We start from the raw sequence: 26654 nt of genomic DNA, 5'->3' as shown, positions 1-26654 counted from the left end.
GCGGTTGGCTTCGCTTTTGCTGATCCTCAGCCGCTGGCGGAGGAACTCTGCGGTATTGGCGCAGCCGTCATCGGCCGGTGAGGTGATCACCCGGTTCCGGCCGTCGGTGATACTCATGGTCCCGGTGTTACAGGGTGCAGATCCGGCGGGCCAGTGGGTGTCTGTTTCGTTCAGGGTTTCGACGCCGTTGTCCCAGCCGGTGACCCAGCCCTTGCCCGTGCCGGTGCCGGTGCCGGTGCGGGACCGGCTGGCGCGGGCGGTGTCCGCGGCGGCGATGGCCTGGGTGCGGGTCCGGTCCACGGTCCCGGCCGACAGGACCTGCAAGTACTCCACGGTCCGGGAAATTTCCTCCACCCCGGCGGCGTAGTTGGCGGCTTCAACATAGCTGGCCCCGGCAAGTATCGACGGCGCGGCAGCAGCAGCCTGAGCCACGAGCCTGCCGATCTCGGCCAGGCTCAACGGCTCCCCGGCGCGCAGGGAATCCGCGGGCACCCGCCCTGTCACAGACGCAGCTGGGCCGGACTCATTCACAGCAGGCGCGGGCCCTGTTACAGCTACGGCTGATGAGGAGTCAGCCTCTGCGGGCTTGGCTTGTGCGAAATCAGCCTGCTTGGGCCCTGTTAGAGCCACGGCTGATGAGGAGCGAGCATCGGCATGCTCGCCTGCTGCGGAATCAGCGAGCTCGCGCCCTGTTACAGACATGGCTGCTGCGGAATCAGCCTGCGTGGGCCCTGCTTCTGATGCGGCTGATGCAGTGTCAGCCTCTGTGGCCTCGGCGGGTACAGCGCGAAGGGGCCTGCCGGGCCCGAACCGGGTGTCGTCGTCGTACGCGGAAGGGCCAGAGCCGGAAAGAAAGCCAGAGGCGCCAGCCGGACCGCCGAGGTCCAAAACGCCAGACGAGGCAACAGCCCCGGCCCGTCCGAGCACCACGACGTTACCGCCGTACTGCTCAGGCCGCTCCCCAATGGCTTCCATAAACCCATTCTGGTGCGGGGGTCTGACAATTCCGGAGCCCTCGGCAACAAGGGCAGCAAACCCGGAAGCGCCCGAAGCCGTCCCAGGCTGAACTGCAGAATCAGCGCCTAAGGAGCTATCAGGAACCAGCGCACGCGCGGCGAAAAAACGGCCGAATTCCGCGAGCGGATCCCCGATGGCTTCCATACGTCAACTCTGCCAAAGGACACCGAGAAAGGTGGTTGAAACAGAAGCTATGTGGATAACTGAAGCGAGTCAGTCCTCCGCAACCACCACGACTCCGCCGGCAGGAACCGAACCCTCAAACCGCTCGCCGGACAGCAGCTCGACACCGGAAGCCTGGACCAACGCGGACGAGCGCGAGTGGTTGATGGCGAAGAGGAAACTGCGGCCGTCGTCGGAGCGGCGCCGGGTCAGCTCCACACCAGGATCGGCGGCTGCAACGGGCGCAGCACCGGACTCCTCCAGTAACTGGTCAACAATCGACTCGATCCCTTCCCGGTCCGGGAACGTGGCCAGGTACCAGGCCGCACCGGCACCAACGGATCGCTTGGTCAAGGACGGAACGCCCTCCAGCGGGTACTCCGTAAAGGTCTGAAGGGCTTCCGCACCGGCAAGGTGAACGTGCTCGCTCCAGACAGAGGAAATCGTCCCGTCGCTCAGCTTGAGTTGCGTGCCCGCCAGGAGGGGATGGAATTCCTCCACCCGCACGCCCAACAGGTCCCGGAAGGCACCCGGATAGCCTCCCAGCCGCACATGGTCCTTCTCGTCCGCGATGCCACTGAAGTAGCTCACCAGCACGGTGGCACCGGCGGAGGCTGCAGCGGCAATGTTCGCGGCCGCCTCGTCAGTCACCGAGTACAGGGTGCACACCAGCACGAGGTCGTACCCCTCAAGGGAAGCGGACGGGTGCACCATATCCACGGAAACGCCCCGCAGGAACAGCTGCCGGTGGAAGGCCCGCAGGAGGTCAAGATACTTCACGTCGACACTCGGCTTGGAATCGATTTCGCCCGCCCACCACGCCTCGTAGTCGAACACAATGGCAACGCGCGATTCCACGCGGGAACCGCGGACCGGAGCCAGCCGCTTCAGGGCAGCGCCGAGGTCCACCACCTCACGCCACACACGCGTGTCCCGTCCGCCGTGCGGCACCATGGCCGAGTGGAACTTCTCCGAGCCGGCGAAGCTCTGCCGCCACTGGAAGAACATCACAGCATCGGCACCGCGGGCCAGGTGGGCCAGCGAGTTGCGCAGCATTTCACCGGGCATCTTGGGCTGGTTGCGCGGCTGCCAGTTGACGGCCGACGTCGAATGTTCCATCAGGATCCATGGGTCACCGCCCGCAATGCCGCGGGTGAGGTCCGCGCTGAACGCGAGTTCGATCTGCCGTTCCGGGTCGGCGGCCACCAGGTAGTGGTCGTTGGCGATGACGTCCAGGTCCTTGGCCCAGTCAAAGTAATCCATGGACTTGGTGGCGCTTGAGGCCATCAGGTTGGTGGTGCACGGCACGCCGGGAGTCACCTCACGCAGGACGGCAACGAGTTCCCGGTAGTAGTCCATCAGCGCCCAGGAGTTGAAGCGCTGGAAGTCCAGCTGCTGGCCCGGGTTCAGCGTGGACGGCGCGACGGCGGGCGGCAGGATCTCGTCGAACGAGCCGTAGTTTTGGGACCAGAAAGCCGTACCCCAGGATGCGTTCAGGGCATCGATGGTCCCGTACCGGCGCTTCAGCCACGACCGGAAGGCGGCGGCATCTTCCTCGCCGTAGAACTCTGAGACATGGCAGCCCAGTTCATTGTCAACGTGCCAGAGCGCCAGGGCCGGATGGTCCTTGTACCGCTCGGCGAGCTTGCGTGTGATTCCCGTGGCGTACCGGCGGTAGACGGCCGACGACGGCGTGTAGTGCCGCCGCGACCCCGGCCCCAGGACGGTTCCGTCAGCCGTTACCGGCAGGATCTCCGGATGCTTCCGTACCAGCCATGCCGGGGGAGCGGCTGTGGCCGTTGCCAGAGCCACCTTGACGCCGATTCCAGCGAGGTTGTCCATGACCTCGTCGAGCCAGGCGAAGTCGTACGTGCCCTCAGCTGGTTCCAGCAGCGCCCAGGAGAAAATTCCCACGCTGAGGAAGCTCACGCCTGCTTCCTTCATCAGCTCCAGGTCCTCGAGGCGGACGCTGACAGGCCACTGTTCCGGGTTGTAGTCGCCGCCAAAGGCGATGCCTTCGATGTTGTTCCAGACGCTCGCCGGGCTGGAGGTTTCCTGCAAAGTCATGGGACTCCTTTGTCTGCTGGGAAGATGGATGCTGCGTGAAAATCAGATCTTTGGAAAACGCTTGCCCATTTCCGGGAATGCCGATATTGTATCGTTTCAGAAGCCGTGTAAGCCAGCTCACTACTCTCGTTGTAGATTCGGGCAATGGGACTGCACACATCGAGCAAGGAGGCTCCCATGATCAACAGAAGGCATTTCCTTACCACCGTAGCCGTCGGCACCGCATCTGCCGCGGCATTGGCGGCTTGTGGAACTGGCTCCAGCACCAGCGCCGGAGAAACCGGCACCGCGGAGAAGCCCGTCACCATCAACTACACCTGGTGGGGCAATGACGACCGTGCCGAGCGTACCCGCAAGGCCATCGCCCTGTTTGAGTCCAAGAACCCGGACATCAAGGTGAACGGCAACTTCACCGACTTCCCCAGCTACTGGCAGAAGCGTGCCACCGAGGCCGCCGGCGGGGGCCTGCCGGACGTCATGCAGTGGGACCTGTCCTATCTGCGCGACTACGGCCAGCGGAACCAGCTCCTCGACTTGGGCACCGTCAAGATCAACACGGACGCTTTCGAGAAGTCCCTCCTGCCTTCGGGACAGATCAAGGGCAAGACCTACGGCATTCCCACCAGCACCAACGCCTTCGCCGTCTACTACGACCCCGCGAAATTGGCTTCCCTCGGTGTCGCCGAACCGACGGGAAATTGGACCTACAAGGACTTCAACGCTTTCCTCACCGAGGTGGGCACCAAGAGCGGCGGGGCGTTGTTCGGTTCCACTGATTACACCGGAGTGTGGTGGATGTTCAACATCTGGCTTCGTCAGAACAACATCGAGGCCTTCACCGAAGACGGTAAGCTCGGCTTCAGCAAGGACGACCTGAAGAAGTGGTGGAACACCACCGCCGGCCTGCGCGGCACGCCCGCCATCATCTCTGAAGAGCGGGTGACCCAGCTCAAGCCCAAGTCGCCACTAGGATCCAATGTGACTGTTTCTGAGGTTACTTGGGACAACTTCATGGCCGGCTACCTCGGTGACAGTGGCGCCAAGGAACTCAAGCTGGTGCCAGTTCCGTCCGATGACCCGGACAACCTGGGCCTGTTCCTGAAGCCGTCCATGCTGATGGTGGCCAGTGCCAAGACTAAGTACAAGGACGCTGCAGCCCGGTTCATCGACTTCATGGTCAACGATCCCGAGGTGGGCCAGATCTTCAAGACCTCCCGTGGCGTCCCGGCTTCCAAGACCCAGCGTGACGGCACCACCTTCGAAGGCACGGACAAGCTCGTGGTGGATTACGAAAAGTCCATCGAGAAGTACCTCAAGGACGCTCCCGAGCCGCCCATCGTGGGCTTCGGCACTTTGGAAGCATCGTTCAACCGAATCGCCTCGGAGTTGAACTACGGCAAGGTGGACATCAACGGTGCTGCCGACGCATGGTTCAAGGAAGCCGAAGACCTCATCAAGCAGAACGCCTGACCAGGCAGACTGTCTGACCAAGACGTCCACAACTGACGGAATGAACTCGTGACTCAAAGCCCAACACTGAGCAGGCGTTCGGCGTCGTCCGCTCCCGCGCAGCTTCGCAAGTCGAAGCAGCGCGGGGCGGATGCCCGTGCCGGCTACACCTTCCTGCTGCCCTGGCTGCTGGGATTCATCGCCCTCACTGTCGGGCCCATGATTTCCTCGCTGTACCTGTCCTTCACCAACTACAACCTGTTTGAGCCGCCCAAATGGATCGGCTTGGATAACTACACATCCCTCTTCCAGGACGAGCGGTTCCTGCAGTCAGTGGGCGTGACCGTCAGCTACGTGGTGTTCGGTACCCCGCTCAAGCTTGCCGCTGCGCTGGCGGTGGCCATGCTGCTGAACAGCAAGCGTCGAGGCCAGGGCTTCTACCGCTCGGCCTTTTACGCGCCGTCCCTGATCGGCGCGTCCGTGTCCATCGCCATCGTCTGGAAGGCCATGTTCGGCGACTCCGGCCCGGTGGACCAGGGCTTGTCCTTCTTTGGGATCAACCTAGGCGGCTGGGTGGGCAACCCGGCCATGACCATGCCGATGTTCATCCTCCTGACGGTGTGGCAGTTCGGCGCCCCCATGGTGATCTTCCTGGCCGGCCTGAAGCAGATCCCGAACGATCTCTACGAGGCGGCGTCCATGGACGGTGCCGGGCCGGTACGGAAGTTTTTCAACATCACCTGGCCCATGCTCTCCCCGGTCATCTTCTTCAACCTGCTGATGGAAACCATCCACGCGTTCCAGATCTTCGCCTCCGCCTACATCATCTCCAACGGTGACGGCGGCCCGGCTGGTTCCACCCTCTTCTACACCCTTTACCTGTACCTGCGGGGCTTCAGTGACTTCCGGATGGGCTACGCCTCGGCGATGGCCTGGCTGCTGGTGATCGTTGTCGGCATCATTACCCTGATCTTCTTCCGCACCTCCAAGTCCTGGGTCCACTACAGCGGTGATGCAAAATGACAACCATGGCAACCCCCACCCAGTCCGCCCCGGACGAACAGGTGTCGCACTACAACCCCAAGTCCGAGTCCGCCGGGGCAAAGCGCGCCAAGAGCACCCTCTTCCACATCGTGGCGCTGGGTCTCACGGCCGTGGTGCTGTACCCGGGTCTGTGGATGATCGCCTCGTCCTTCAAACCAAACTCGGAGATCGGCGGCTCCAACACGTCGCTGTGGTCGAACAACTTCAGCTTCGACAACTTCGTCACCGCGATGGAAGGCATTGGTGGGGTCTCCACCCTGCAGTTCTTCACCAACTCGCTGATCCTGGCCATCGGTGCGGTAGTGGGAACCATCCTCTCGGCGTCCGTGTCAGCGTACGCGTTCGCCAGGATCAAGTTCCCCGGCCGGAGCATCTTCTTCGGCATGATGATCGCCACCCTGCTCCTGCCGTTCCATGTAGTGATCATCCCGCAGTACATCGTGTTCCAGCAGCTCGGCCTCGTTGACACGTATGTCCCGCTGCTGATCGGCAAGTTCCTCGCTGCCGACGCGTTCTTTGTATTCCTGATGGTCCAGTTCATGCGCAACCTGCCCGCCGAACTGGACGAGGCCGCACGGATCGACGGCGCCGGGCACGTCCGGATCTTCACCTCCATCATGCTGCCGCTGATGAAGCCGGCCCTGATCTCCACCTCGATCTTCTCCTTCATCTGGAGCTGGAACGACTTCCTGGGCCCGCTGCTCTACCTGAACACGCCGGAAAAGTACCCGCTGCCGCTGGCCCTGCGCCTCTTCGTGGACCAGACCCAGAGCTCGGACTACGGCGCCATGATCGCCATGTCCGTCCTGGCCCTGCTGCCGGTGCTGATCTTCTTTCTGGTCTTCCAGCGCTACATCGTCGAAGGCGTCTCCACCCAAGGCCTCAAGGGCTGACGGAAGAAATCCAACAGAAAAATGAGCGTCATGGACAGCACCACGCCCGCCTCCAACCATCACGAACCCGTCCCGGTCAACCGCTTCGCGCTGTTCTCCGAGACGCTCCTGGCCGGGGTGCTGGTGCTGGTGCTGTCCATCCCGCTCGTGACGATCCCCGCCGCGTATGCGGCGGGGATCGCCCATCTCGAACGTCATCTCTCCGGCCGCGACGATTCCGTCCGCGGCCTCTGGGATACCTTCAAGGCTGCCCTGCCCGGCAGCTGGAAGCTGGGAATGACGACGGCGGCAGCCGCCGTCGTGATTGTCCTTAACCTTTTGCTCGCTTGGGTGGGGCAGCTTCCCGGCAGGGAAGTGGTGTTGCCTGCCACGCTGGTCCTCGCCGCCGCGGGTGCCGTCCTGCTCCTGCGCGCCACCGCCGCCTGGTCGGACTCCACGGGCCACCACGTCTCCGCCGCCGCGGACTCGCGCGCTCTGGCCGGCAGCGCAGACGCCCGCAGGTCCGAAGCCCGCAGCTGGCGCTCTGCCCTCGAAACAGGCCAGGCCGTGTCCGTAAGGGACTGGAGCGGATCCCTCCTGCTGATTGCGGCGCTAATCGGGGCAGTGGTGTTCGTCTGGATGCTCGCAGCACTGTTCGTGGTGGTCCCCGGCATCCTGATCCTGGCCTCGGCCGCCGTCAAAATGCGCTCCAGCCGCGCCTGAAGTCTCCAGCTCCAGGTACCCCGGTTCTGTCCGCCACTATTGAGTTGAGTCCGACGTGTCTTCCGACCGCCAACGTTCCCAGCAGTCCCTCCGTCCTTCACAGAACCAGCCCCCGTGGTACCAGCCCCTGACCCAGCGCAATTACCGGATCTTCTTGGTGCTCCTCTTCACGGGCAGTGTAGGGGTGTGGATGCAGCGGCTGGCCCAGGACTGGCTGGTGCTGCAGCTGACCGGCAGTCCGGCCGCAGTGGGTTTGGCTGTTGCCCTGCAATTCCTGCCCATGCTGGTGGTGGGCCCGCTCAGCGGCCTGCTGGTGGACCTCTTTCCCAAGCGACGCATCATGCTGGCCTGCCAGGCTGTTATCGCTTTGCTCGCCATGGGACTTGCCGCATGGGCAGCGAGCGGGACCATCACCGTCTGGGCCGTCTACGCCAGCTGCATTGCACTAGGTATTACGTCGGCCATCAACCAGCCTGCCACCACTGTCTTCGTCAACGAAGTAGTGGGTGACACCGCGCTGCGCCCGGCCATCGGCCTCAACAATGCCATCGGCCAGCTGGGCGCCATGGCCGGGCCGGCATTGGCCGGTGTGGTCATTGCCCAGGCCGGATCAGCCGCAGCATTCGCGGCCAACTCCGTGCTGTGCGTGCTGGTCCTGTGCATGATTGCCGCCATCCGTCCCGCCGAGCTGCACCCCAGCACTCCCGCGGCGCGGGGGAGGGGCCAGCTCCTGGCCGGATTCCGGTACGTCAAGGACCGCCCCTCCCTGCTGCTGATCATCGCGCTGGCCGGGCTGCTGGGGATGTTCGGAATGAACGGTCCCGTGGTGCTGGCAGCCTTTGCAGCACGCGTCTGGCACAACGGCGTTGAAGGGTTCGGCCTTTTCAACACTGTCAGTGCGGTTGGCGCCCTGGCCGGTGCGTTGCTGGCCGCACGCCTGCGGACGCTGGGCCGGAAAGGGATTGTCCTGGCGGCCGGCCTCTTTGGGCTGGCCCAATTGGTGGCGGCCCTGATGCCCAACCTTGTCCTCTTCACCGTGATGCTGGTGGTGGTGGGCCTGATGACCCTGTTGTTCCTGACCAGTGCGGCCACCGCCGTCCAGCTCGAGGCAGGGCCGGAAATCCGGGGCCGGGTGATGGCGCTTTACCTGCCGCTGCTGCTGGGCGGACACGCGATGGGCGGGCTGTTGGCCGGCTGGTTAACCGAGCAGTTGGGGGTGCGCCTGGGGCTGGTAGCCACCGGCGCTGGAGGTATCCTGTCCGCCGTCGTCGTCGGTTTGCTGCTGTGGCGGAATTCCCGCCGCCTGCGCCGGTGATTCCTTAGGCCGCACCGCCGGGGCTGACTAGCCGCCGGCGGTCGGCGCTTTCAGGAAGCCATTCAGGATGCCGGCAGGCTGAACACGTGCGGTGCCGAGGTGGCCCAGGGGAGCCCGAGCTCACTGAACGTGGCGTGTTGCGCGCCCGAGCTTTCCAGGGCCTCCTCGATGCCGGCGACCACGGCGTGGGCCGAATCTCCCTCGCCCTCCCACTGGACGTACTCTCCGTCAATCGGGGCGGGCAGCGGCGCAGTGCGGATGGCTTCCAGGACGAGCATAAAGGCGCCGCTGTCCAGGAGCGGGCTCAGAAGAGAGGTGCCGTTGCTGCGGTGGGCCAGCAGGTTCTCCGTCAAGTCGTCCCGGCCAAAGACCTCCTCGGTACGGCCCTTCGCCGTCTCAACGGCCAGGCGGTCCTCTGTGTAGTGGAAGACGGCGGTGCCGGCCGAGCCCTGGAGCGTCACATACGGTTCCACGGATTCCGTGGCACACAGCGTCAGGGCGCACGTGATGGGCAGGCCGGCGCGGGTGCGGATCCTGATCACTGACGTGTCATCGGACTCAATCTGGTTGGCGCGGTACAGCTCGGTTTCGAGCGATGCAATGTCCGCCGTCGTGCGTGCCCCGGCAATCCTCAGTGCGGTTGCCACCGCGTGGGCCAGGGGATTGGTGGCCACGCCGTCCACCACATCCACGCCGTCGATGGTCCGCCTGCCCGCCCACCGGGACCGCTTGTAATAGGCCCGGTCCCGGACCCAGCGGCCGGTGGCGGAGATGCCCTGCAAGGTTCCGATGGTGCCGTCGGCGAGGAGCTTTTCGATGGCCGCCAGTGCATGCGATCCCAGGCTCTGGAACCCGATCTGCACACTCCGACCGGACGCCGCGGCAGCGTCGACGAGCCGGTTGAAGTCCGCCAGTGAGGCGACGGGAGGCTTTTCCAGGTAGAGGTCGGCCGCGGTGGCCAGGGCTGCCAGGCCCAGCGGCGCGTGCGTCTGGATGGGGGTGGCAACAATGATCAGGTCCAGGCCGGTGGTCTCCGCGAGCAGTTCCGTGAGGCCAGGAAAGACATGCGCTGTTTCGGGGACCGAGCCGGCGGCAGGGGGATTGGGATCGGCCACGGCAACAAGATCGACGACGCCTGCTGCCTGGAGGCGTTCCAGGTTCCGCAGGTGGTGGGTCCCGAAGCCGTGGACACCTACCAGCGCCACCTTGGCTGCAGGTCCACCGCCCGGTCCGGGCGAAGATTCGCCTGCCGACGCTGCCCGGACTGCAGTGGCGTGAGGTCCGGTTGCAGGAGTATCCCCGCTGGCCTGGGTCCCGGCGTCTGTGGCGGTTGGTGTTCCCATGGTGCTCCATTCGGCCCCGGAGGGCTGTTTTTCCGGCCGCGAGACCCGACGCGGGCAAGCGCTTTCCAGATTCAAGTGTGAAGCACAGGCAGGCTTCCCGTCCAGTATTGTAACGATTCAAAAGGCTGGGCTGTGGAAACCGAACCGAAATTCCGTGCAGCCGCAGTGCAGTTGGTAAATGTTTTGCAGTGTGGGGTGCGCTCAGGCCACGGCTTCGAGCGACAACTCTTCCACCGCCACCTGCAGGGCTTCCATGTCGAACCACTTGGCGGGCATGATCTCGTGGATAAACGCATCAAAATCAAAGGGGTGGCAGTGCCCTCCGTGGTTCCAATAGAGAACCCACAGATCGATCAGGCCAAGATCCTTCCGCTGCAGCAGGGCTCTGGCGGTGTGCCGCAGGTCTTCCATAGCCAATCCTTGCTTCTGCTCCCCCCGGCCCACAAGAGCAGTAACGGGGTTGACCGAAAGAGATTTGGCTTGGAGGCTATTGGCTGTGGGTCGGGACCGGGGCCTCAGCCTGTGCCATAACGCCGGCTATCACCTGCTTCAGCTGTGCCGCGCTGCTCTGGATGCTGGTACCGGCATCAACCAGGATAAAGCCGGGGTACCAGGGCAGTCCGGCGTACCCCATCCGGAACTTCTCGAGGTCCCCAAGGTTCTCCTGGTCCTCGCCCCGCAACATGATCCGTTCATGGGCCTGCTCTGCTGTGATGTCGAAGTAGACCACTGCCTGCGCCTGCGGAAGCAGCCGCAACAGCGTTGAGAGCGCACGGCTGCGGCGGATTCCCCGGGCTTTCCGCAGCGCCAGCTGGCAGTAGAGGTGCCTGTCCATGATGACAACGCCGTCGAACCGGGCCGCCCGCAGATGGTTGAGCAGGACATTGAAGACCCGGACCGCGGTTTCCAGGACATCGGAAACGTGGACGGGCAGGGGCACCTTGAAACGCTGCGCAAGGGCCAGGATGGTTTTCCTGCCCGAGTAATTGCCCAGTACCAGTACTGGTGTGTCCGGAAGCAGCTTTTTCATTTCCCTGGCAGCCGTGGACTTGCCGGCGCCATCGATTCCCAGCAGGACAATGAGTGCCTGTTCCGGTCTGGCGCGATGTGTCATGTTTCCTTCATACCGTCCGGGCCTGTGGCTTCTGTTCATGAAGCCGGGGAAAGGCTGTGAGTGCGCTTGGAACGGCGCTGGGGTCTAAGTTTGGTTCCGGGAAGTCAAAGCAGGAGCAGTATTGGGGGAGCCTGCAAACGGAGGGGAGAGCGGGGCATGGAGCCAGTAACGGTCGACGGCGGTAAGGGCACCGTGGAATTGCGTCCCGACGGCGTGATCCACCTTATCTGGGAACCGAAAGTCCGGATAGAACAACAGGACGCCGCGGCGGCGATGGCAGCGGTGAACGACATAGCGGGGGATGCCACCTACCCCATGCTGGTGGACATGGCCACCACCGAATCAGTCACCAGGGCGGCACGGTCCGTTTTTTCGATCCCATGCGCCGCGCACCGGATCGCCCTCCTGGGCGCCAGCCCTGTGGACCGGATCCTGGCGAACTTCTTCCTGGGTGTCCACGTCCCGCCCTGTCCCACCCGCTTCTTCACGTCCCGGACCGAGTCGATGATGTGGCTGCGGCAGGAGAACGAGTAACCCGCGGGCCTGGGATCAGTTCGCTGACGGCGTCCCGGTGCTCTGCCTGACCACCAGTTCCGGCGTGAAGATGACTGCACGGTGCCGGGGATGCTGGGCTTCGACCTCTTCGGCCAGGAGCTCGATGGCTGTCCGGCCCAGGGCCTCGGTAGGCTGCCGGATGGAGGACAAGGGCACTACCGCGGAAACGGCGAAGTCGATGTCGTCGTAGCCGATCAAGGCAATGTCCTCCGGAATCCTGAGGGTGTGCGTCATGGTCAGTGACTGCATGATCCCCAGCGCCAGAAGATCGTTCGCGCAGAAGATCCCGTCCGGCAGGTCCTCCCGGTTCCGCTCCACCAGGGTGTTGCCCACGCTGCGTCCGGCCAGGACTGTCATGCCCTCGGACACCAGCACTTCCAGGGTGGCGTCCGGTTCCTCCTTCACAGCGCGCCTGGCGCCCTGCAGCCGGTCCGCCACCTGCCGGATGGAGGTTGAGCCGCCCACAAAGGCGAGCCGACGGCGGCCGGTGTCCAGAAGGTGCCGGGCAGCGAGGTACCCGCCGGCGTCGTCGTCAACTGCTACTGAACTGAACTTTTCCTCGTCCGCCAGCCGGTCCACCAGGACTGTTGGCACCCCGCGCTCGCGAAGGAGGTCCAGTCGCTCGGTAACATCGCCGACGGGCGAGATGAGCAGGCCCTGGACGCGTTGCTCCTGGAAAAGGTCGATGTAGTTTGCCTCGCGGCCGGCATCGTGGCCGCTGTCTCCCAGCAGTACGGCACTGCCCTGGAGGGCGGCCGCATCCTCGGCTGCCCGCACCACTGAAGTGAAGAAAGGGTTGCCAACGTCCAGGACGATCAAGCCGATGGTCCGGCTGTGGCCGGCACGCAGCTGGCGGGCAGCGTCATTGCGGACGAAGCCCAGCTCGTCGATGGCCCGCAGCACCCGCTCCTTGGTCCGTTCCGAGACCCTGTCCGGGTAGTTCAGCACATTCGAAACAGTGCCCACCGCCACGCTGGCATGGTTGGCTACGTCCTTGATGCTGGCTGTGCGGTTCATGATTCTCCGTGCTGATGGTCCGAGTGCCTGTGCGTCCGGCGGTACTGCTGAAGAAGAGGGCCCCGGATTGCTTGACACCTGCTCAGGTACAAGAGTACTTTGAATCGTAACAATGAAACGATTCAAAGATGCACGAGTTCAGGAGAGTTTCCCATGAGGGTGTGTTTCCGGTCGTCGGTCCAGCCGACGCTGATGGACGAGTACCGCCGGCGGCATGCCGCCGTGTGGCCGGAAATGCTCCGCGCCCTGAAGGACGCCGGCTGGAACAACTACTCCCTCTTCCTTGCAGGGGACGGGCTCCTGATCGGCTACCTTGAGTGCGACGACTTCGACGCCGTCCGGGCCAGGATGGCCCTGGCTGACGTGAACGCCCGCTGGCAGGCGGAAATGGCCACACTCTTCGAGAACACCGACCAGGCACCCGATGAGGGGTTCCAGGTACTCGAAGAAGTCTTCAACCTGGACAGCCAGCTCGCGGCGGCAGAAGCAACCGCCGGCTGAGGCAATCTGCGGCTCCAGCAGCGGGCCTGGAGTATTGCCGCACGGCCAACCCTGCTGCACCACATCAAGACTCTCAACAGACCACACACACCAAGACACCGGAAAGAACCACATCATGAATGACGTAGCAACGGCGCTGGGCAGGCTCGGGGAGCTTGCCATCGAGGTCCCTTCGTGGGCCTATGGAAATTCAGGCACGCGGTTCAAGGTGTTCGGCACGCCCGGCACCCCGCGTACCGTGCAGGAGAAACTGGCGGATGCCGCCAAGGTCCATGAACTGACCGGCCTGGCCCCCACCGTTGCGCTCCACATTCCGTGGGACAAGGTGGATGACTACGCCGCCCTGAAGGAGTACGCGGCCGGCCTCGGCGTGGGCCTGGGCACCATCAACTCCAACACCTTCCAGGATGACGAATACAAGTTTGGCTCGCTCACCTCGTCCAACCAGGCCGTGCGCCGCCGGGCTGTCGACCACCACCTCGACTGCATCGAGATCATGCACGCTACGGGCTCCAAGGACCTGAAGATCTGGCTGGCGGACGGCACCAACTACCCCGGCCAAGATGACATGCGCGGCCGCCAGGACCGGCTGGCCGAATCCCTGCAGGAGATCTACGCCGCCCTGGGCGACGAACAGCGCCTGGTGCTCGAGTACAAGTTCTTCGAGCCGGCTTTCTACCACACCGATGTTCCGGACTGGGGCACCTCCTACGCCCAGACCCTGGCGCTGGGCGAGAAGGCGTTCGTCTGCCTGGACACCGGCCACCACGCGCCGGGCACCAACATCGAGTTCATCGTGATGCAGCTGCTGCGCCTGGGCAAGCTGGGTTCCTTCGACTTCAACTCGCGCTTCTATGCCGACGACGACCTCATTGTGGGTGCGGCTGATCCGTTCCAGCTCTTCCGCATCATGCACGAGGTGATCCGCGGCGGCGGCTTCGGCAAGGATTCGGGCGTTGCCCTCATGCTGGACCAGTGCCACAACCTGGAGGAGAAGATTCCGGGGCAGATCCGCTCGGTCCTGAACGTCCAGGAAATGACCGCCCGGGCCCTGATGGTGGACACCGCAGCCCTGGCCGAAGCGCAGCGCGTCGGTGATGTCCTGGCTGCCAACGGCATCTTCAACGATGCCTTCTACACCGACGTCCGGCCCGTCCTGGCTGAGTGGCGTGAATCCCGCGGGCTGCCCGCGGACCCGCTGGCTGCGTTCAAGGCCAGCGGCTACCAGAAAAAGATCAACGAGGACCGCGTAGACGGCCAGCAAGCCGGATGGGGCGCCTAACCAGCTATGAGCACCAATAAGACTGTTGAAGACCTGATTTCCCGTTCCAACCGCCTGGGTGCGGACAAGCGGAACACCAACTTTGCCGGCGGCAACACCTCCGCCAAGGGCACCGAGACGGACCCGGTCACGGGCGAGGACGTCCAGCTCCTGTGGGTCAAGGGCTCCGGCGGGGACCTCGGCACGCTGAAGGCCGAAAACCTTGCGGTGCTGCGCCTGGACCGTTTGAACGCGCTGAAGAACGTCTACCCTGGCGTTGAGCGGGAAGACGAGATGGTGGCCGCCTTCGATTACTGCCTGCATGGCAAGGGCGGTGCCGCACCGTCGATCGATACGGCTATGCACGGCCTGGTGGACGCCGCACATGTGGACCACCTGCACCCGGACTCCGGCATCGCCATTGCCACCGCAGTGGACGGCGAGGCGCTGACCACCAAGATCTTCGGCAACAAGGTGGTCTGGGTGCCCTGGCGCCGTCCCGGGTTCCAGCTTGGCCTGGACATCGCCGCGATCAAGGAAGCCAACCCGCAGGCGATCGGCACCATCCTGGGCGGCCACGGCATTACTGCCTGGGGCGCCACCAGCGAAGAAGCAGAGCAGAACTCGCTGTGGATCATCGAGCAGGCCGAGAAGTACATCAAGGACAACGGCAAAGCCGAGCCCTTCGGACCCAAGCTCCCCGGCTACGCAGCCCTGCCGGAGGCAGAGCGGAAAGCCAAGGCCGCAGCGCTGGCACCCGTGATCCGCGGCCTGGCCTCCACGGACAAGCCGCAGCTGGGGCACTTCAGCGATGACGGCGTCGTCCTGGACTTCCTCGAAGCCGCCGAGCACCCGCGCCTGGGCGCGCTGGGCACCTCCTGCCCGGACCACTTCCTGCGCACCAAGGTCAAGCCGCTGATCCTGGACCTGCCCGCCGACGCCTCGGTCGAGGACTCCATTGCCAGGCTGCACGAACTGCACGCCGACTACCGCGAGGACTACCAGGCCTACTACGACCGCCACGCGGACGCTGACAGCCCGGCGCTGCGCGGTGCGGACCCGGCCATCGTGCTGGTGCCCGGTGTGGGCATGTTCTCCTTCGGCGCCAACAAGCAGACCGCCCGGGTTGCCGGCGAGTTCTACATCAACGCCATCAACGTGATGCGCGGCGCCGAGGCGATCTCCACCTACGCCCCGATCGAGGAATCCGAGAAGTTCCGGATCGAGTACTGGGCTCTGGAAGAAGCCAAGCTGGCCCGGATGCCCAAGCCCAAATCCCATGCCACCCGGATCGCCCTGGTGACCGGCGCGGCGTCGGGCATTGGCAAGGCCATTGCCACCCGCCTCGCTGCTGAAGGCGCGTGCGTGGTCATCGCCGACCTGAACCTGGAGAACGCCGAGAAGGTGGCCGAAGAGCTTGGCGGCCCGGACGTTGCCATCGGTGTCCAGGCCGACGTCACGGACGAGGCCCAGGTCGCAGCCGCGATCGATGCCGCTGTCCTGGCGTTCGGCGGCGTGGACCTGGTGGTCAACAACGCCGGCCTGTCCATCTCCAAGCCGCTGCTGGAAACCACCGAAAAGGATTGGGACCTGCAGCACAACGTCATGGCCAAGGGCTCGTTCCTGGTGGCCAAGGCAGCAGCCAAGGTGATGATCGCGCAGGGCCTGGGCGGAGACATCATCTACATCTCCTCCAAGAACTCCGTGTTCGCCGGACCCAACAACATCGCCTACTCCGCCACCAAGGCAGACCAGGCGCACCAGGTGCGCCTGCTCGCCGCCGAACTGGGCGAGCACGGCATCCGCGTCAACGGCATCAACCCCGACGGCGTGGTCCGCGGCTCCGGCATCTTCGCCGGCGGCTGGGGCGCCAAGCGCGCCGCCGTGTACGGCGTGGACGAGGAAAAACTGGGCGAGTACTACGCCCAGCGGACCCTGCTCAAGCGCGAAGTCCTGCCCGAGCACGTGGCCAACGCCGCCGCCGTCCTTACCAGCAACGAACTGTCCCACACCACCGGCCTGCACATCCCCGTGGACGCCGGAGTGGCCGCAGCCTTCCTGCGATGAGCACCGAACGCACCACCGAAACTGCCCCGGCCCAGGCCGGGGCAGTTTCCGCCGCGGCCGCCGCTAAGGCTGTTGCCGGCAGTGTCTTCGCCGCTGTCGATATCGGCGCCTCCTCCGGCCGGGTCATCCTGGGCCGGGTCATCGAAGGCGGCGGCGTCGAAGGCAGCGGCGGTGAAGCCGGCGTGCAGCTCGAGGTGGTCCACCGCTTCCCCAACGGCGTGGTGGAGATCGACGGCGGCCTCCGCTGGGACTTCCATGCCCTCTTTGCTGAGGTGCTCAAGGGGCTTTCAGCGGCGGCGACAGTCGCTGCGGTACAGGGCGAAGGTGTGGCCAGCATCGGCATCGACACCTGGGCGGTGGACTACGGCCTGGTCAACAAGGCCGGGGAGCTCACAGCCCAGCCGTTCAGCTACCGGGACGATCGCAGCCGCGCCGCCGTCGAGCCCGTGCACCGGAAACTGGACCCTGCGCGCCTTTACGCCACCACCGGGCTGCAGTTCCTGCAGTTCAACACCATCTACCAGCTGGCCACCGAGCCGGACCTGGGCGGCGTGCAGGCGCTCCTGATCCCGGACCTGATCGCGTTCCTCCTCACGGGGCAGCGCCGCACGGAAGCCACCAATGCCTCCACCACCGGACTGTTCGACGCCGTGGCGGGGGAGTGGGCCACGGAGTTCCTCGCCGCCCTGGGCCTGAGGAAGGACCTGTTCCCGCCGCTGGTCCAGCCGGGCGAAACCGTCGGCACGCTCCTGCCTGCCATCGCCGCGCAGGTGGGGCTCCCGCAGGACACGAAGGTGGTGGCGGTCGGCTCGCACGACACCGCCTCAGCCGTCGCCGCCGTCCCCGCGAAAGCGGATGACGGAGAGGAGGACTTTGCCTACATTTCCTCCGGCACCTGGTCCCTGGTGGGGCTGGAACTGAAGCATCCGGTGCTCACCGAGGCCAGCCGCGAAGCGAACTTCACCAACGAGCGCGGCGTGGACGGAACCATCCGCTACCTGCGCAACATGGGCGGGCTCTGGCTCCTCAGTGAATGCCAGCGGACCTGGGCAGCCGAAGGGTTCAACCTCGAACTTCCGGCCCTGCTGGAAGCGGCGGCTGCGCTGCCGCCGGGAGGCCCGCAGATCAACGCGGACGATCCCTACTTCATCGCCCCGGACAACATGCCGGACCGGATCCGGGCAGCCGTCCGCCGCACCGGTGAAGTCCTGCCCAACGATCCGGCAGCCATCACCCGGTGCATCATGGACAGCCTCGCGGCCGGCTATGCACGCACCATCCGGGACGCCGAACGGCTCGCCGACAGGTCCGTGGACGTGGTTCACGTGGTGGGCGGCGGTTCCCAGAACCGCCTGCTCTGCCAGCTCACCGCCGACGCCACCGGCAAAAGGGTGATCGCGGGACCAGTGGAAGCGACGGCGTTGGGGAACGTCCTGGTTCAGGCGCGAGCGGCTGGGACTGTGGACGGTGGGCTCGGGGAACTCCGTGCCCTGGTGGCGGCCAGCAGCCCGTTGCAGGTTTTTGTCCCTGAACTCTCGCGGCTGTAGATGGTGTTCAGTGCGTGGCCTGCCCTGTCCTTGTCCACCGGACGGCCCTAGGATCTGGACCTACGTCCGCTGAACACCTGCTTGCCGGAGCTGGCGCGGCCAAGGAGATCGAGGTCTACCGGTTCAACAACGGCGAAGGCGGCCAGGAGCACCACTGGGTCAGGCAGCTGCTGTTTCTCCGCAGGATTTTGGGGTACGTTCCTTTGAGCGGGATGAGAAAACGGTTTCTCGTTCCGCCGGAACCAAGGAACGAATGAAGAAACTTAGCAGGCTCAGCGTGTTCGGCTATGGGGCCGGCGACGCCGCCAACAGCATGATCATCAGTACCGGGAACATGTTCCTGCTTGTCTACTACACGGACGTTGCGGGGATCGGGGCAGCAGCTGCAGGAACCCTGCTGCTGGTGGCGCGGATCTTCAACGCCTTTACGGACATCGCCGCCGGGCGGATCGTGGACCGCGTACACAGCCGGCGCTGGGGTAAATTCCGGCCGTTCCTGGTGTTTGGCTTCATTCCCTTGCTGCTGAGTGTGGCGGTGTTCCATGTTCCGGACGTGGATCCGTCACTGAAGATGCTCTACGCTTACTGCACCTACGGCCTGGTCTGCATCGCGTACAGCATGGTCAACGTGCCCTACGGGTGCCTGGTGGGTGCAATGACCCAGGATGCCAAGGACCGCGCGCGGCTCGGCGGGGCAAGGACCATGGGCGGCCTGTCAGTGGGCGCCACGCTCGGATTCTTCATTGCACCGCTCCTCGGCGCCGGCCACGACATGCAGCAGATCTTCACCTGGCTGACCCTGGCCTTCGCCGTTGTTGGTTCGGGGCTGTATGTCCTGACCGGCACAGTGTGCGTTGAACGGGTCGCCGGGAGCATCCCCAAAATCACCCTCGGCCAAAGCGTCGCAGCCCTGAAAGCCAACACGCCGCTGGTGATCCTGTGCCTGAGTTCCATCCTCTTCGTCACCGGCACGTCCGCCACCGGTGCCGCCCAGTTCTACTACCTCCGTGACGTGCTGTCCCGGATGGACCTGTTCCCGGTGATGGCAGGTGCCCAGGTGGTCATCACCCTCACATTGGCTGTATTGCTCCCGCGGCCTGTGACGCGATGGGGAAAGCGTGCGGTGTACATCGCCGGCGGTGGACTGGGCGTGGTGGGCGGCGCACTGGTTTTCCTGGCGCCGCAGGACGCGCCGCTGCTGGGGCTGGCGGGCCTCGTGCTGGGGCTCCTGGCATCGGCATCGGTCAGCATCCTCACCTGGGCCCTGATCGCGGACACCGTGGAATACGGGGAGTGGAAAACCGGCGTCCGGGTGCAGGGCATCAACTACGCACTTCTCGCTGCCACCCGGAAGCTCGGGATGGGATTCGGCGGCGGACTGGTGGCCTTCTCGCTGGCATGGGGCGGCTACCTTTCAGGCACGGCCGAGCAGTCCGATGCAGCCACCCTCGCCATCCGGGCCGCGGCGGGACTGCTGCCGGGGGCCCTGGTGCTGGCCGCCGTCGTCATCATGTACTGGTACCGCCTGACGGACCAGAAGCACGCGGAACTGGTGGCCAGCCTGTCCCGTGACGCGGCGTAACACTTTTGCGGTGCGGGCGCCCGGCGGTTATGGTTCATGGCATGACAAACCGTTGGTATGCGTATTTTTCGTTGGCTCTGGAGGGGCCCGCGTCTAACTGACACGCATCCAACTTTCCTTCAGAGCCAACAGGGCAGAGATCATTCTCTGCCCTTCGCCGTTTCTCCGGCGGGTTCTGAACTGGGCCCGCTTCCCATCTGGAACAGGACCCACAATGAGCACCGCAACAGCCCCCGCACACACCGGCACTCCCCGCAATGAAGCCGTGGCCAAGTCCACGTCCAACCTGCGCGTCAGCGAATTCACTGCCCTGCCCACCCCGCAGGACCTCATCGCGGAGTTGCCGCTGGCACCCGAGGCGGCAGGCGTCGTCGAACGCGGACGCGATGAAGTACGCGCCATCATGGACGGCCTGGACGACCGCCTGCTGGTGATTGTGGGGCCCTGCTCCATCCACGATCCCAAGGCCGGGCTGGAATACGCCCGCCGGCTGGTCAGCCAGGCCGAAAAGCACAAGGAAGACCTGCTGATCGTCATGCGGACCTACTTCGAAAAGCCCCGCACCACGGTGGGCTGGAAGGGCCTGATCAACGATCCGCGCCTGGACGGCAGCCACGACATGGTCACCGGCCTGCGCACCGCACGGCATTTCCTCCAGCAGGTCACCGCGCTGGGGCTGCCCACTGCCACCGAATTCCTCGAGCCCATCAGCCCGCAGTACATGGCCGACCTGATCTCCTGGGGCGCCATCGGCGCCCGCACCACCGAAAGCCAGATCCACCGGCAGCTGGCCTCCGGCCTGTCCATGCCGATCGGCTTCAAAAACGGGACCGACGGCGATCTCCAGGTGGCCGTCGACGCCTGCGGAGCCGCCGCGGCAGCCCAGTCCTTCCTGGGCATTGACGGCGACGGCCGGGCAGCCCTGGTGGCCACCGCCGGAAACCCGGACACCCACGTCATCCTCCGCGGCGGCCGCAAGGGGCCCAACTACTCCGCTGCCGACGTCGAAAGTGCCTCCGCCAAACTCGCCGGCAAGCAGCTGAACCCGCGCCTCATCGTGGATGCCAGCCACGCCAACAGCGGCAAGAGCCACCACCGCCAGGCCGAAGTGGCACTGGAAATCGGAGCCCAGCTCGAGGACGGCGGCACCTCTGCGCAGGCCATCGCCGGCGTGATGCTTGAAAGCTTCCTGGTAGGCGGCGCCCAAAACCTCGATGTCGCCGAGCACGCGGCCGGCCGGTCGGAGCTGGTGTACGGGCAGAGCGTGACGGACGCCTGCATGGAATGGGACGTCTCCGTGTCCGTGCTGGACCAGCTGGCCGCCTCTGCCCGCAAGCGCCGGGCGGTCAATTAGGGGGCGAAATAGGGGAGCACACTACTTTCACATTGGCCACAGGAACATCTAGAGTATCTAGAAGGTGGTTGGTGGATGGCTCAGCATCGGAACACCGCATTGGCACGTACCTGGGGTCACTGTTGTCCATCCGTCAGCAAAGGAAAATAGGGAAATGTCGGCAGAACAGAACTTCTCCAACTCGAAGTTCCTGACCGTGGCTGAAGTAGCCCAGGTCATGCGCGTCTCCAAAATGACCGTCTACCGGCTGGTCCACGCCGGCGAGATGCCCGCGGTGCGGTTCGGCCGCTCGTACCGGGTACCCGAGAACGCCGTGGAGCAGTACCTCAAAGGCGCTGTGGTGGACGGCCACACCGAAACCGCCTGACGCCGTCACGCCGCAAAGCCCTGTTCCGGCCGGTCGTTTCGGCCGGTCGGGGCCACGCCGGTCAGAAGCCGCCCCGGATAGGCGGTACCCTGTTAAGGAACGTTTTACGTCATTGTAAGAATCTGTCAGTTGTTCAGTTCGTAGCTCTGTCCACGAACATTTTCCATCAGACAGGTACTGCATCTAGTTTGTAAGGAACTTTCGTGGGTTCAGTTATTAAGAAGCGTCGCAAGCGTATGGCCAAGAAGAAGCACCGCAAGCTGCTTCGCAAGACTCGTCACCAGCGCCGCAACAAGAAGTAGAGATACTTCGAACTGCGTGGAAATGCCCGCCGCCTTCCGAGGTGGCGGGCATTTCTGTTTCCCTGGCTAGATGCGCGGCCCGCGGATCCGGGCGAAGCCTTTCCAGAGTCCGTAGACGGCGCCGCACACCGTGGCGGCCTTGAGGCCGAGGGTTGCCGCCCGCCGGCCTGCGCGGAAGTCGTAAACGGGCCAGTTGTGGTCGCGGGCGTGGCGGCGCAGGCGGGCGTCCGGATTGATGGCCACAGGGTGGCCCACGAGGGTCAGCAAAGGGATGTCGTTGTAGGAGTCGCTGTAGGCCCAGCACCGCTTCAGGTCCAGCTCCTCGGCATCGGCGAGCTCCTGGACTGCCACGGCCTTGGCGGAGCCGTGCAGGATGTCTCCCACCAGCCGTCCGGTGTACATGCCTTCGGACACTTCACCCACGGTGCCCAGCGCTCCGGTGAGTCCCAGCCGGGTGGAGATCACGGTTGCCACCTCGATTGGGGTGGCCGTCACCAGCCACACGCGCCGCCCCACCCGCAGGTGCTGCTCGGCGAGTGCCTTGGCGCCGGGCCAGATCCTGGAGACGATCATCTCGTCGTAGACTTCCTCGCCCAGCGCCTTGATGTCATCCACGGTAATGCCCGCGGCCAGGGTGAGGGCGGAATCGCGGACCGCGTGGACGTCGTCCATGTTTTCGCCGCGGGCCACAAACTTGAACTGCTTCCAGGCGAAGCCGGCTGCCTGGGTAAGGGTGAAGGCCCCGCGCTGGTGCATCTTCCGGGCCACGTGAAACAGGCTGGCACCGCGCATAAGGGTGTTGTCCACATCGAAGAACGCCGCCTCGCCGGGCTGCGGCGCAGCAACCGGCTTGGTGACTACGGCGACGTACTTCTCCTCGGGCATGGAGTCGAGTCTAGTCAATCGGCTGGCAGGACGGCGTCGGCGCCCCCTGGCACCATGAACGGGGATACGGTTAAGCCATGGCTACACCCCGCGTCGTCCTGATCACCAAAGCTGACTGCCACCTGTGCGAGGAAGCGCGCGACGCCGTGGGGCGGGTTACGGCCTCATTGGGTCTTGAGTGGACCGAAGAGTTGGTGGACAACCAGCCGGACCTGCGGGAGCGGTACGCCGAGGAGATCCCGGTGGTGCTGGTGGACGGTGTGCAGCGCGATTTCTGGAAGATCGACGAGATCCGGCTGGAACGCGTCCTCCAGCGGGCCATGGCACAGTAGGGGAGCAGGTTATGGCGCGAGTATCGTGGCTTCCTGCTTTGTTGCTCCCTGCTTTGTTGGCTTCGGCGGAAGGGCTCTAGAGTGGAGTCACAACGCGATGCGAGGGAGGGGCTGGTGGCTTCGCTGGATTCAACCCCCCAGGCTGTCCCGGATCTCCCGGACACCACGGGCACGCCGGCTAAACAGATTCCGCCCGCTGCGGTGGCCCGGCTGACGCTTTATCTGCGCGCCCTGAATACCCTGCTGGCTGAGGGGGTGGAGCGGGTCTCCTCTGAATCCCTCGCCGAAGCCTCCGGCGTCAGCTCCGCGACATTGCGCAAGGACCTGTCCCACGTGGGCTCCTACGGTACCCGGGGCGTGGGTTACGAAGTCCAGTACCTGAGCCGGCACATCGCGGCGGCCCTGGGGCTGACCCATGACTGGAAGGTCGCAATCGTTGGCGCCGGCAACCTCGGCAAGGCCCTTGCCCGGTACGGCGGCTTCGAATCCAGGGGCTTCGACGTGGTGGCTATTTTTGACGCCGACCAGATGGTGGTGGGCAACGAAGTGGGCTGGCTTCGGGTCAGCGACGTGGCGGACATGGAGACCGTCCTGCGCCGGACAGGGGCCAACATGGTGGTGCTGGCACTGCCGGCCGCAGTGGCCCAGGACGTCTGCGACCGGGTGGTGGCTGCGGGGGTGCACAGCATCCTGAGCTTTGCCCCCGTGATGCTCCAGGTGCCGGAAGGGGTCAATCTCCGCAAGGTGGACATGGCCACCGAACTGCAGATCCTGGCCTACCACGCACAACGGGCGCAGGCCCCGGGGCAGACTGCCTGATTTCTCCGGCAGTTCCGGGACCCACGCCCGCAGGTGTGGAAAAGCGCTTGCCTACCGGCCGTAGGGGTTGCCCAGGCCGCCGCCGTAAGGGTTGGCAAAGGGCTGCTGCTTCCGGAAGTACGGAGCAGATGCCGGCAGGTACAGCAGGACGATGGCGGCGATCCCCAGGAGGGTGCCCAAGGTGCCCAGCGTAGGAACGCCGAACAGGCCGAAGATGGACAGTGCGGCGAACACTGTGCCCAGGATGCGCGCCCAGTTCTTGCCCTTCCGGATGAAGAACGCCACCAGCAGGTACAGGCCGGCGCCGATGATGGCGAATACCACCAGCGTGCCGGCGATAACACCCTTGATGTCCTCGTAGGTGACCCCGGCTCCGGTGCCTTCCACCTGCTGCTCGAAGGTCTGGCGGAACATCGGGTCATCCAGCTGGGTGAGGCCGGTAAGCATTGCGATGACGAAAATCGCCGCGGAGGCGATCAGCAGCCAGAAGGAAATATTGACCAGCTGCGGCACGCCGGTGCTCCCCGTGGCCTGCGGCTGCTCGGAGGGGTACTGGGCGTACGGGGACTGGCCGTAGGGCTGCTGGCCATACGGCTGCTGTCCGTAGCCCGGCGCCTGCGGCGGGTTCTGGCCATACTGCGGCGCGTTCTGCCCGTATTGGGGTGCGTTTTGCCCATACTGCGGTGCGCCGGACTGCCCGTACTGCGGTGCGTTTTGCCCGAACTGGGGCGGGTTCTGGCCGGACTGCTGGCCGTATTGCGGTGCGTTTTCACCGTAGCGCGGCTGCTGGTTGCCCTGCTCGGGTTCGTTGGGCACGGGAGGCGGGACGGGAGGATTACTCATGAGCTGTCCTTTTGCATGTCGGGATCCTGGTGGGCTGCCGGGATTCGGTCCTGCGCCCTACCCCCAGCATGGCTTAAGTCCACCGTACCCCCGGACCAGCCGCTTGGGGGTCATTCGAAGGAGGTATTCCGCCCGCCGATCCGCGGGTTCACGTGCTGGAAATGCGGTGGCCCGTCCCGCCGCTCAGCTGTCGCCGCTCCTGCTGCCTGCAGCGGCGAACCACGCCTGTGACCGGGGCAGCCACAGCAGGACCGCTGCAACAAGGCAAAGAGGGTCAGTGAGGCCAGCACGCCGAGCAGTCCGCCGAGCAGGCCGAGGACGCCGCCCACGAACCAGATCCAGAAGGAGACCTTGAGTTCGGTGGGAAGGCCGGCCACCGAGAACATCGCGGCGAAACCGGTGCGGGGCCTGGCATCCTCAAAGTTGCTCATTGCCCTCACTGTAGCCGCGCCCCGGGTTTTATTAGCCCTGCGGCGGGCCCGTGAGCGCTGTGACTTCACGGTTCGTTGCGCAGGGACTGTCCCTGCGCAACGAGTTCCGGCTTCACGGCGCAGGGCGGGACAAAGGGCGGCACGACTTAAAACGGAAACCCCGGCACTGGCCGAAGCCGGTGCCGGGGTTTTTCGTTCAGTCCGGGTTCTTCAAGTGAAGAAACCTGACCGTTGAAGAATTAGGCTGCGGGAGCGATGAAGGCGAGTTCGAGGTTGATGGCAACCTTGTCGCTGACCAGGACGCCGCCGGTCTCGAGGACAGCGTTCCAAGTCAGGCCGAAGTCCTTGCGGCTGATGGTGGTCTCGGCCGATACGCCGGCGCGGGTGTTGCCGAAGGGGTCAACGGCCACGCCATTGAACTCGGTCTCGAGGGTGACGGGGCGGGTGACACCCTTGATGGTGAGGTCGCCGGTCAGTTCGTAGCTGTTGCCCTTGGCTACCAGGCCGTTGGAGACGAAGGAGATTTCAGGGAACTTCTCCACGTCGAAGAAGTCTTCGCCCTTGACGTGGCCGTCGCGGTTGGCGTCTCCGGAATCGAAGCTGGCGGTGTTGATGGTGGCGCTGATCTTGGCGTCGGCAACGTCACCGGGAAGGTCCAGGGTGGCGGCGGCTTCCGTGAACTGGCCGCGGACCTTGCTGATGCCTGCGTGGCGGACGGTGAAGCCGATCTCGCTGTGGGAGTTGTCGAGGGTCCAGGTGCCGGTGGTGACGTCTGCGGGAAGTGCCATGATGATGCTCCTTGTGTGTGCTTGCCTGTTGAGGGTCGTGCCGTTGAAGCTTCATAAGTTGAAGCCTCAACTAACTGCTGCATCTACTATAAACATGCATTTGCATCTTTTGTTCCCGCTCGCGGAACATTTCTTCATAAACTTCAGTTCTACTCTTTGTAGAAAGAACGGGTGAAGATTTCGGATAGCACGCCATCTTTGAGAAACTGGTAAACATGCCCCAAGCCACTGTCCATCTGCTCCGCCATGGCGAGGTACACAATCCCGACGGCATCCTGTATGGCAGGCTGCCCAAATTCCACCTCTCCGAGCTGGGGCAGGAGATGGCGCGCATGCTCGCTGATCATTTCCGGCAGCGTGCTGCCGGCGGTGCCCGCATCACTTACCTGGCCGCCTCGCCGCTGGACCGCGCGCAGGAAACTGCCCGGCCGACGTCGGAAGCGCTGCAGCTGCAGATCCACACAGACGAGCGGATCATCGAAGCGGAGAACTACTTCGAGGGCATGAAGGTCACCAAGGCAGAACTGCGCCGGCCCAAGCACTGGCCGCGGCTGGTTAACCCCCTGCGACCTTCGTGGGGCGAGCCGTATAAGCAGCAGGCAGCGCGGGTCATGGCCGCCGTGCAGGAGGCGCGCCTGCGCGCCATCGAACTGGCCAACGGAGACTTCGGAACCGACGGGCCCGAAGCCATCATGGTCAGCCACCAGCTCCCCATCTGGGCCACCCGGCTCAGCGCTGAAGGCAAGCCCCTGTGGCATGACCCGCGCAAGCGCGAGTGCACCCTGACCTCCATCACGTCGCTGGTGTTCGACGACGACGGCGCCCTTGTCCGCGTCACGTACAGCGAACCAGCGGCATCCCTTCTTCCCGGTGCAGCCAGCACCCCTGGAGCCTAGT

Annotated in this window: 26 protein-coding genes and 1 pseudogene; 17 read left to right on the top strand and 10 right to left on the bottom strand. The window is 64.7% G+C overall.

Annotated features, from left to right (window positions below; genetic code table 11):
* Window positions 1-975: pseudogene (locus BMX78_RS23005) on the bottom strand (hypothetical protein); the annotation flags it as partial.
* 255 nt (window positions 976-1230) lie between these two features.
* Window positions 1231-3246 (bottom strand): beta-galactosidase, encoded by a 2016-nt coding sequence (locus tag BMX78_RS04820; protein ID WP_091417044.1) that lies wholly within the window; start codon window positions 3244-3246, stop codon window positions 1231-1233.
* A gap of 177 nt (window positions 3247-3423) precedes the next feature.
* Here BMX78_RS04820 and BMX78_RS04815 point away from each other — a divergent pair, with 177 nt between their 5' ends.
* Genes BMX78_RS04815 through BMX78_RS04795 form a run of 5 tightly spaced genes read left to right on the top strand, consistent with a single transcriptional unit; the run spans window position 3424 to window position 8649 of the window.
* A complete protein-coding gene (locus tag BMX78_RS04815; RefSeq protein ID WP_091417043.1) occupies window positions 3424-4716 on the top strand; it encodes an ABC transporter substrate-binding protein in 1293 nt (430 codons plus the stop codon).
* Between the two features lie 48 nt (window positions 4717-4764).
* Window positions 4765-5718: a carbohydrate ABC transporter permease gene (locus BMX78_RS04810; protein WP_091417040.1), complete on the top strand. Its 954-nt coding sequence runs from the start codon at window positions 4765-4767 to the stop codon at window positions 5716-5718.
* Entirely contained in the window at window positions 5715-6632 is a 918-nt protein-coding gene (locus BMX78_RS04805) for a carbohydrate ABC transporter permease (RefSeq protein WP_091417036.1), read from the top strand. The genes BMX78_RS04810 and BMX78_RS04805 overlap by 4 nt, the downstream gene beginning before the upstream one ends.
* Before the next feature lie 21 nt (window positions 6633-6653).
* Window positions 6654-7334 carry a Poxvirus protein I5 gene (locus tag BMX78_RS04800; protein WP_091417032.1) on the top strand — a complete coding sequence of 227 codons (681 nt, stop codon included), beginning with the start codon at window positions 6654-6656 and terminating at the stop codon, window positions 7332-7334.
* 55 nt (window positions 7335-7389) lie between these two features.
* Complete coding sequence (locus BMX78_RS04795; RefSeq protein WP_091417027.1) at window positions 7390-8649, top strand: MFS transporter; 1260 nt, start codon at window positions 7390-7392, stop codon at window positions 8647-8649.
* 62 nt (window positions 8650-8711) lie between these two features.
* Here the strand turns inward: BMX78_RS04795 and BMX78_RS04790 are convergent, their stop codons facing one another.
* The 3 genes from BMX78_RS04790 to BMX78_RS04780 all read right to left on the bottom strand — a co-directional run bounded on the left by BMX78_RS04790 (window position 8712) and on the right by BMX78_RS04780 (window position 11106).
* Window positions 8712-9992, bottom strand: coding sequence for a Gfo/Idh/MocA family protein (locus BMX78_RS04790; RefSeq protein WP_091417021.1), 1281 nt, complete (start codon window positions 9990-9992; stop codon window positions 8712-8714).
* Between the two features lie 201 nt (window positions 9993-10193).
* Entirely contained in the window at window positions 10194-10403 is a 210-nt protein-coding gene (locus BMX78_RS04785) for a hypothetical protein (protein ID WP_091417016.1), read from the bottom strand.
* Window positions 10404-10479: 76 nt separating this feature from the next.
* Entirely contained in the window at window positions 10480-11106 is a 627-nt protein-coding gene (locus tag BMX78_RS04780) for a nucleoside/nucleotide kinase family protein (RefSeq protein ID WP_170850687.1), read from the bottom strand.
* 156 nt (window positions 11107-11262) lie between these two features.
* Between BMX78_RS04780 and BMX78_RS04775 the strand changes: the two genes are divergently transcribed.
* Window positions 11263-11640 carry a DUF7793 family protein gene (locus BMX78_RS04775; RefSeq protein ID WP_091417006.1) on the top strand — a complete coding sequence of 126 codons (378 nt, stop codon included), beginning with the start codon at window positions 11263-11265 and terminating at the stop codon, window positions 11638-11640.
* A gap of 15 nt (window positions 11641-11655) precedes the next feature.
* Here BMX78_RS04775 and BMX78_RS04770 read toward each other — a convergent pair whose 3' ends face one another.
* Entirely contained in the window at window positions 11656-12678 is a 1023-nt protein-coding gene (locus tag BMX78_RS04770; RefSeq protein ID WP_091417000.1) for a LacI family DNA-binding transcriptional regulator, read from the bottom strand.
* 153 nt (window positions 12679-12831) lie between these two features.
* Here BMX78_RS04770 and BMX78_RS04765 point away from each other — a divergent pair, with 153 nt between their 5' ends.
* From BMX78_RS04765 to BMX78_RS04725, 8 genes are all read left to right on the top strand, one after another.
* The gene (locus BMX78_RS04765; protein ID WP_091416997.1) at window positions 12832-13179 is read left to right on the top strand and encodes an L-rhamnose mutarotase; all 348 of its coding nucleotides are present in this window, start codon (window positions 12832-12834) and stop codon (window positions 13177-13179) included.
* Window positions 13180-13294: 115 nt separating this feature from the next.
* Window positions 13295-14461 carry an L-rhamnose isomerase gene (gene rhaI, locus BMX78_RS04760; RefSeq protein ID WP_091416992.1) on the top strand — a complete coding sequence of 389 codons (1167 nt, stop codon included), beginning with the start codon at window positions 13295-13297 and terminating at the stop codon, window positions 14459-14461.
* A gap of 6 nt (window positions 14462-14467) precedes the next feature.
* Entirely contained in the window at window positions 14468-16507 is a 2040-nt protein-coding gene (locus BMX78_RS04755; RefSeq protein WP_091416987.1) for a bifunctional aldolase/short-chain dehydrogenase, read from the top strand.
* Window positions 16504-18054 carry a rhamnulokinase gene (locus BMX78_RS04750; RefSeq protein ID WP_091416981.1) on the top strand — a complete coding sequence of 517 codons (1551 nt, stop codon included), beginning with the start codon at window positions 16504-16506 and terminating at the stop codon, window positions 18052-18054. The genes BMX78_RS04755 and BMX78_RS04750 overlap by 4 nt, the downstream gene beginning before the upstream one ends.
* 253 nt (window positions 18055-18307) lie before the next feature.
* Window positions 18308-19636, top strand: coding sequence for a glycoside-pentoside-hexuronide (GPH):cation symporter (locus BMX78_RS04740; RefSeq protein ID WP_091416976.1), 1329 nt, complete (start codon window positions 18308-18310; stop codon window positions 19634-19636).
* Window positions 19637-19850: 214 nt separating this feature from the next.
* On the top strand, window positions 19851-20990 hold the full coding sequence (locus BMX78_RS04735) for a 3-deoxy-7-phosphoheptulonate synthase (protein WP_091416973.1): 1140 nt from the start codon (window positions 19851-19853) through the stop codon (window positions 20988-20990).
* Between the two features lie 154 nt (window positions 20991-21144).
* Window positions 21145-21357, top strand: a complete 213-nt coding sequence (locus BMX78_RS04730; RefSeq protein ID WP_091416971.1) for a helix-turn-helix domain-containing protein — start codon at window positions 21145-21147, stop codon at window positions 21355-21357.
* 203 nt (window positions 21358-21560) lie between these two features.
* A complete protein-coding gene (locus BMX78_RS04725; RefSeq protein WP_003792170.1) occupies window positions 21561-21659 on the top strand; it encodes a 30S ribosomal protein bS22 in 99 nt (32 codons plus the stop codon).
* Between the two features lie 66 nt (window positions 21660-21725).
* Here BMX78_RS04725 and BMX78_RS04720 read toward each other — a convergent pair whose 3' ends face one another.
* A complete protein-coding gene (locus tag BMX78_RS04720; protein WP_091416968.1) occupies window positions 21726-22544 on the bottom strand; it encodes an HAD family hydrolase in 819 nt (272 codons plus the stop codon).
* A gap of 77 nt (window positions 22545-22621) precedes the next feature.
* Between BMX78_RS04720 and BMX78_RS04715 the strand changes: the two genes are divergently transcribed.
* Together BMX78_RS04715 and BMX78_RS04710 are read left to right on the top strand one after the other, a co-directional pair.
* Window positions 22622-22876 (top strand): glutaredoxin family protein, encoded by a 255-nt coding sequence (locus BMX78_RS04715; RefSeq protein ID WP_091416966.1) that lies wholly within the window; start codon window positions 22622-22624, stop codon window positions 22874-22876.
* A 114-nt stretch (window positions 22877-22990) separates the two neighbouring features.
* Window positions 22991-23695, top strand: a complete 705-nt coding sequence (locus tag BMX78_RS04710) for a redox-sensing transcriptional repressor Rex (protein ID WP_091416963.1) — start codon at window positions 22991-22993, stop codon at window positions 23693-23695.
* A gap of 51 nt (window positions 23696-23746) precedes the next feature.
* On the opposite strand, the gene BMX78_RS04705 is transcribed toward BMX78_RS04710, so the two are convergent.
* The 3 genes from BMX78_RS04705 to BMX78_RS04695 form a co-directional block, all read right to left on the bottom strand.
* Entirely contained in the window at window positions 23747-24538 is a 792-nt protein-coding gene (locus BMX78_RS04705; protein ID WP_091416961.1) for a hypothetical protein, read from the bottom strand.
* Between the two features lie 110 nt (window positions 24539-24648).
* Window positions 24649-24969, bottom strand: coding sequence for a hypothetical protein (locus BMX78_RS04700; protein WP_091416959.1), 321 nt, complete (start codon window positions 24967-24969; stop codon window positions 24649-24651).
* A 239-nt stretch (window positions 24970-25208) separates the two neighbouring features.
* Window positions 25209-25757, bottom strand: coding sequence for a YceI family protein (locus BMX78_RS04695; RefSeq protein ID WP_091416957.1), 549 nt, complete (start codon window positions 25755-25757; stop codon window positions 25209-25211).
* 215 nt (window positions 25758-25972) lie between these two features.
* On the opposite strand from BMX78_RS04695, the gene BMX78_RS04690 reads away from it, so the two are divergent.
* Complete coding sequence (locus BMX78_RS04690) at window positions 25973-26653, top strand: histidine phosphatase family protein (protein WP_091416955.1); 681 nt, start codon at window positions 25973-25975, stop codon at window positions 26651-26653.
* Window position 26654: the final 1 nt, after the last annotated feature.

The organism is Arthrobacter sp. OV608, assembly GCA_900110595.1.
Taxonomy (GTDB): Bacteria; Actinomycetota; Actinomycetes; order Actinomycetales; family Micrococcaceae; genus Arthrobacter.
The sequence above is the reverse complement of the archived record's forward strand: the minus strand, read 5'-3'. Positions and strand labels throughout refer to the sequence as shown.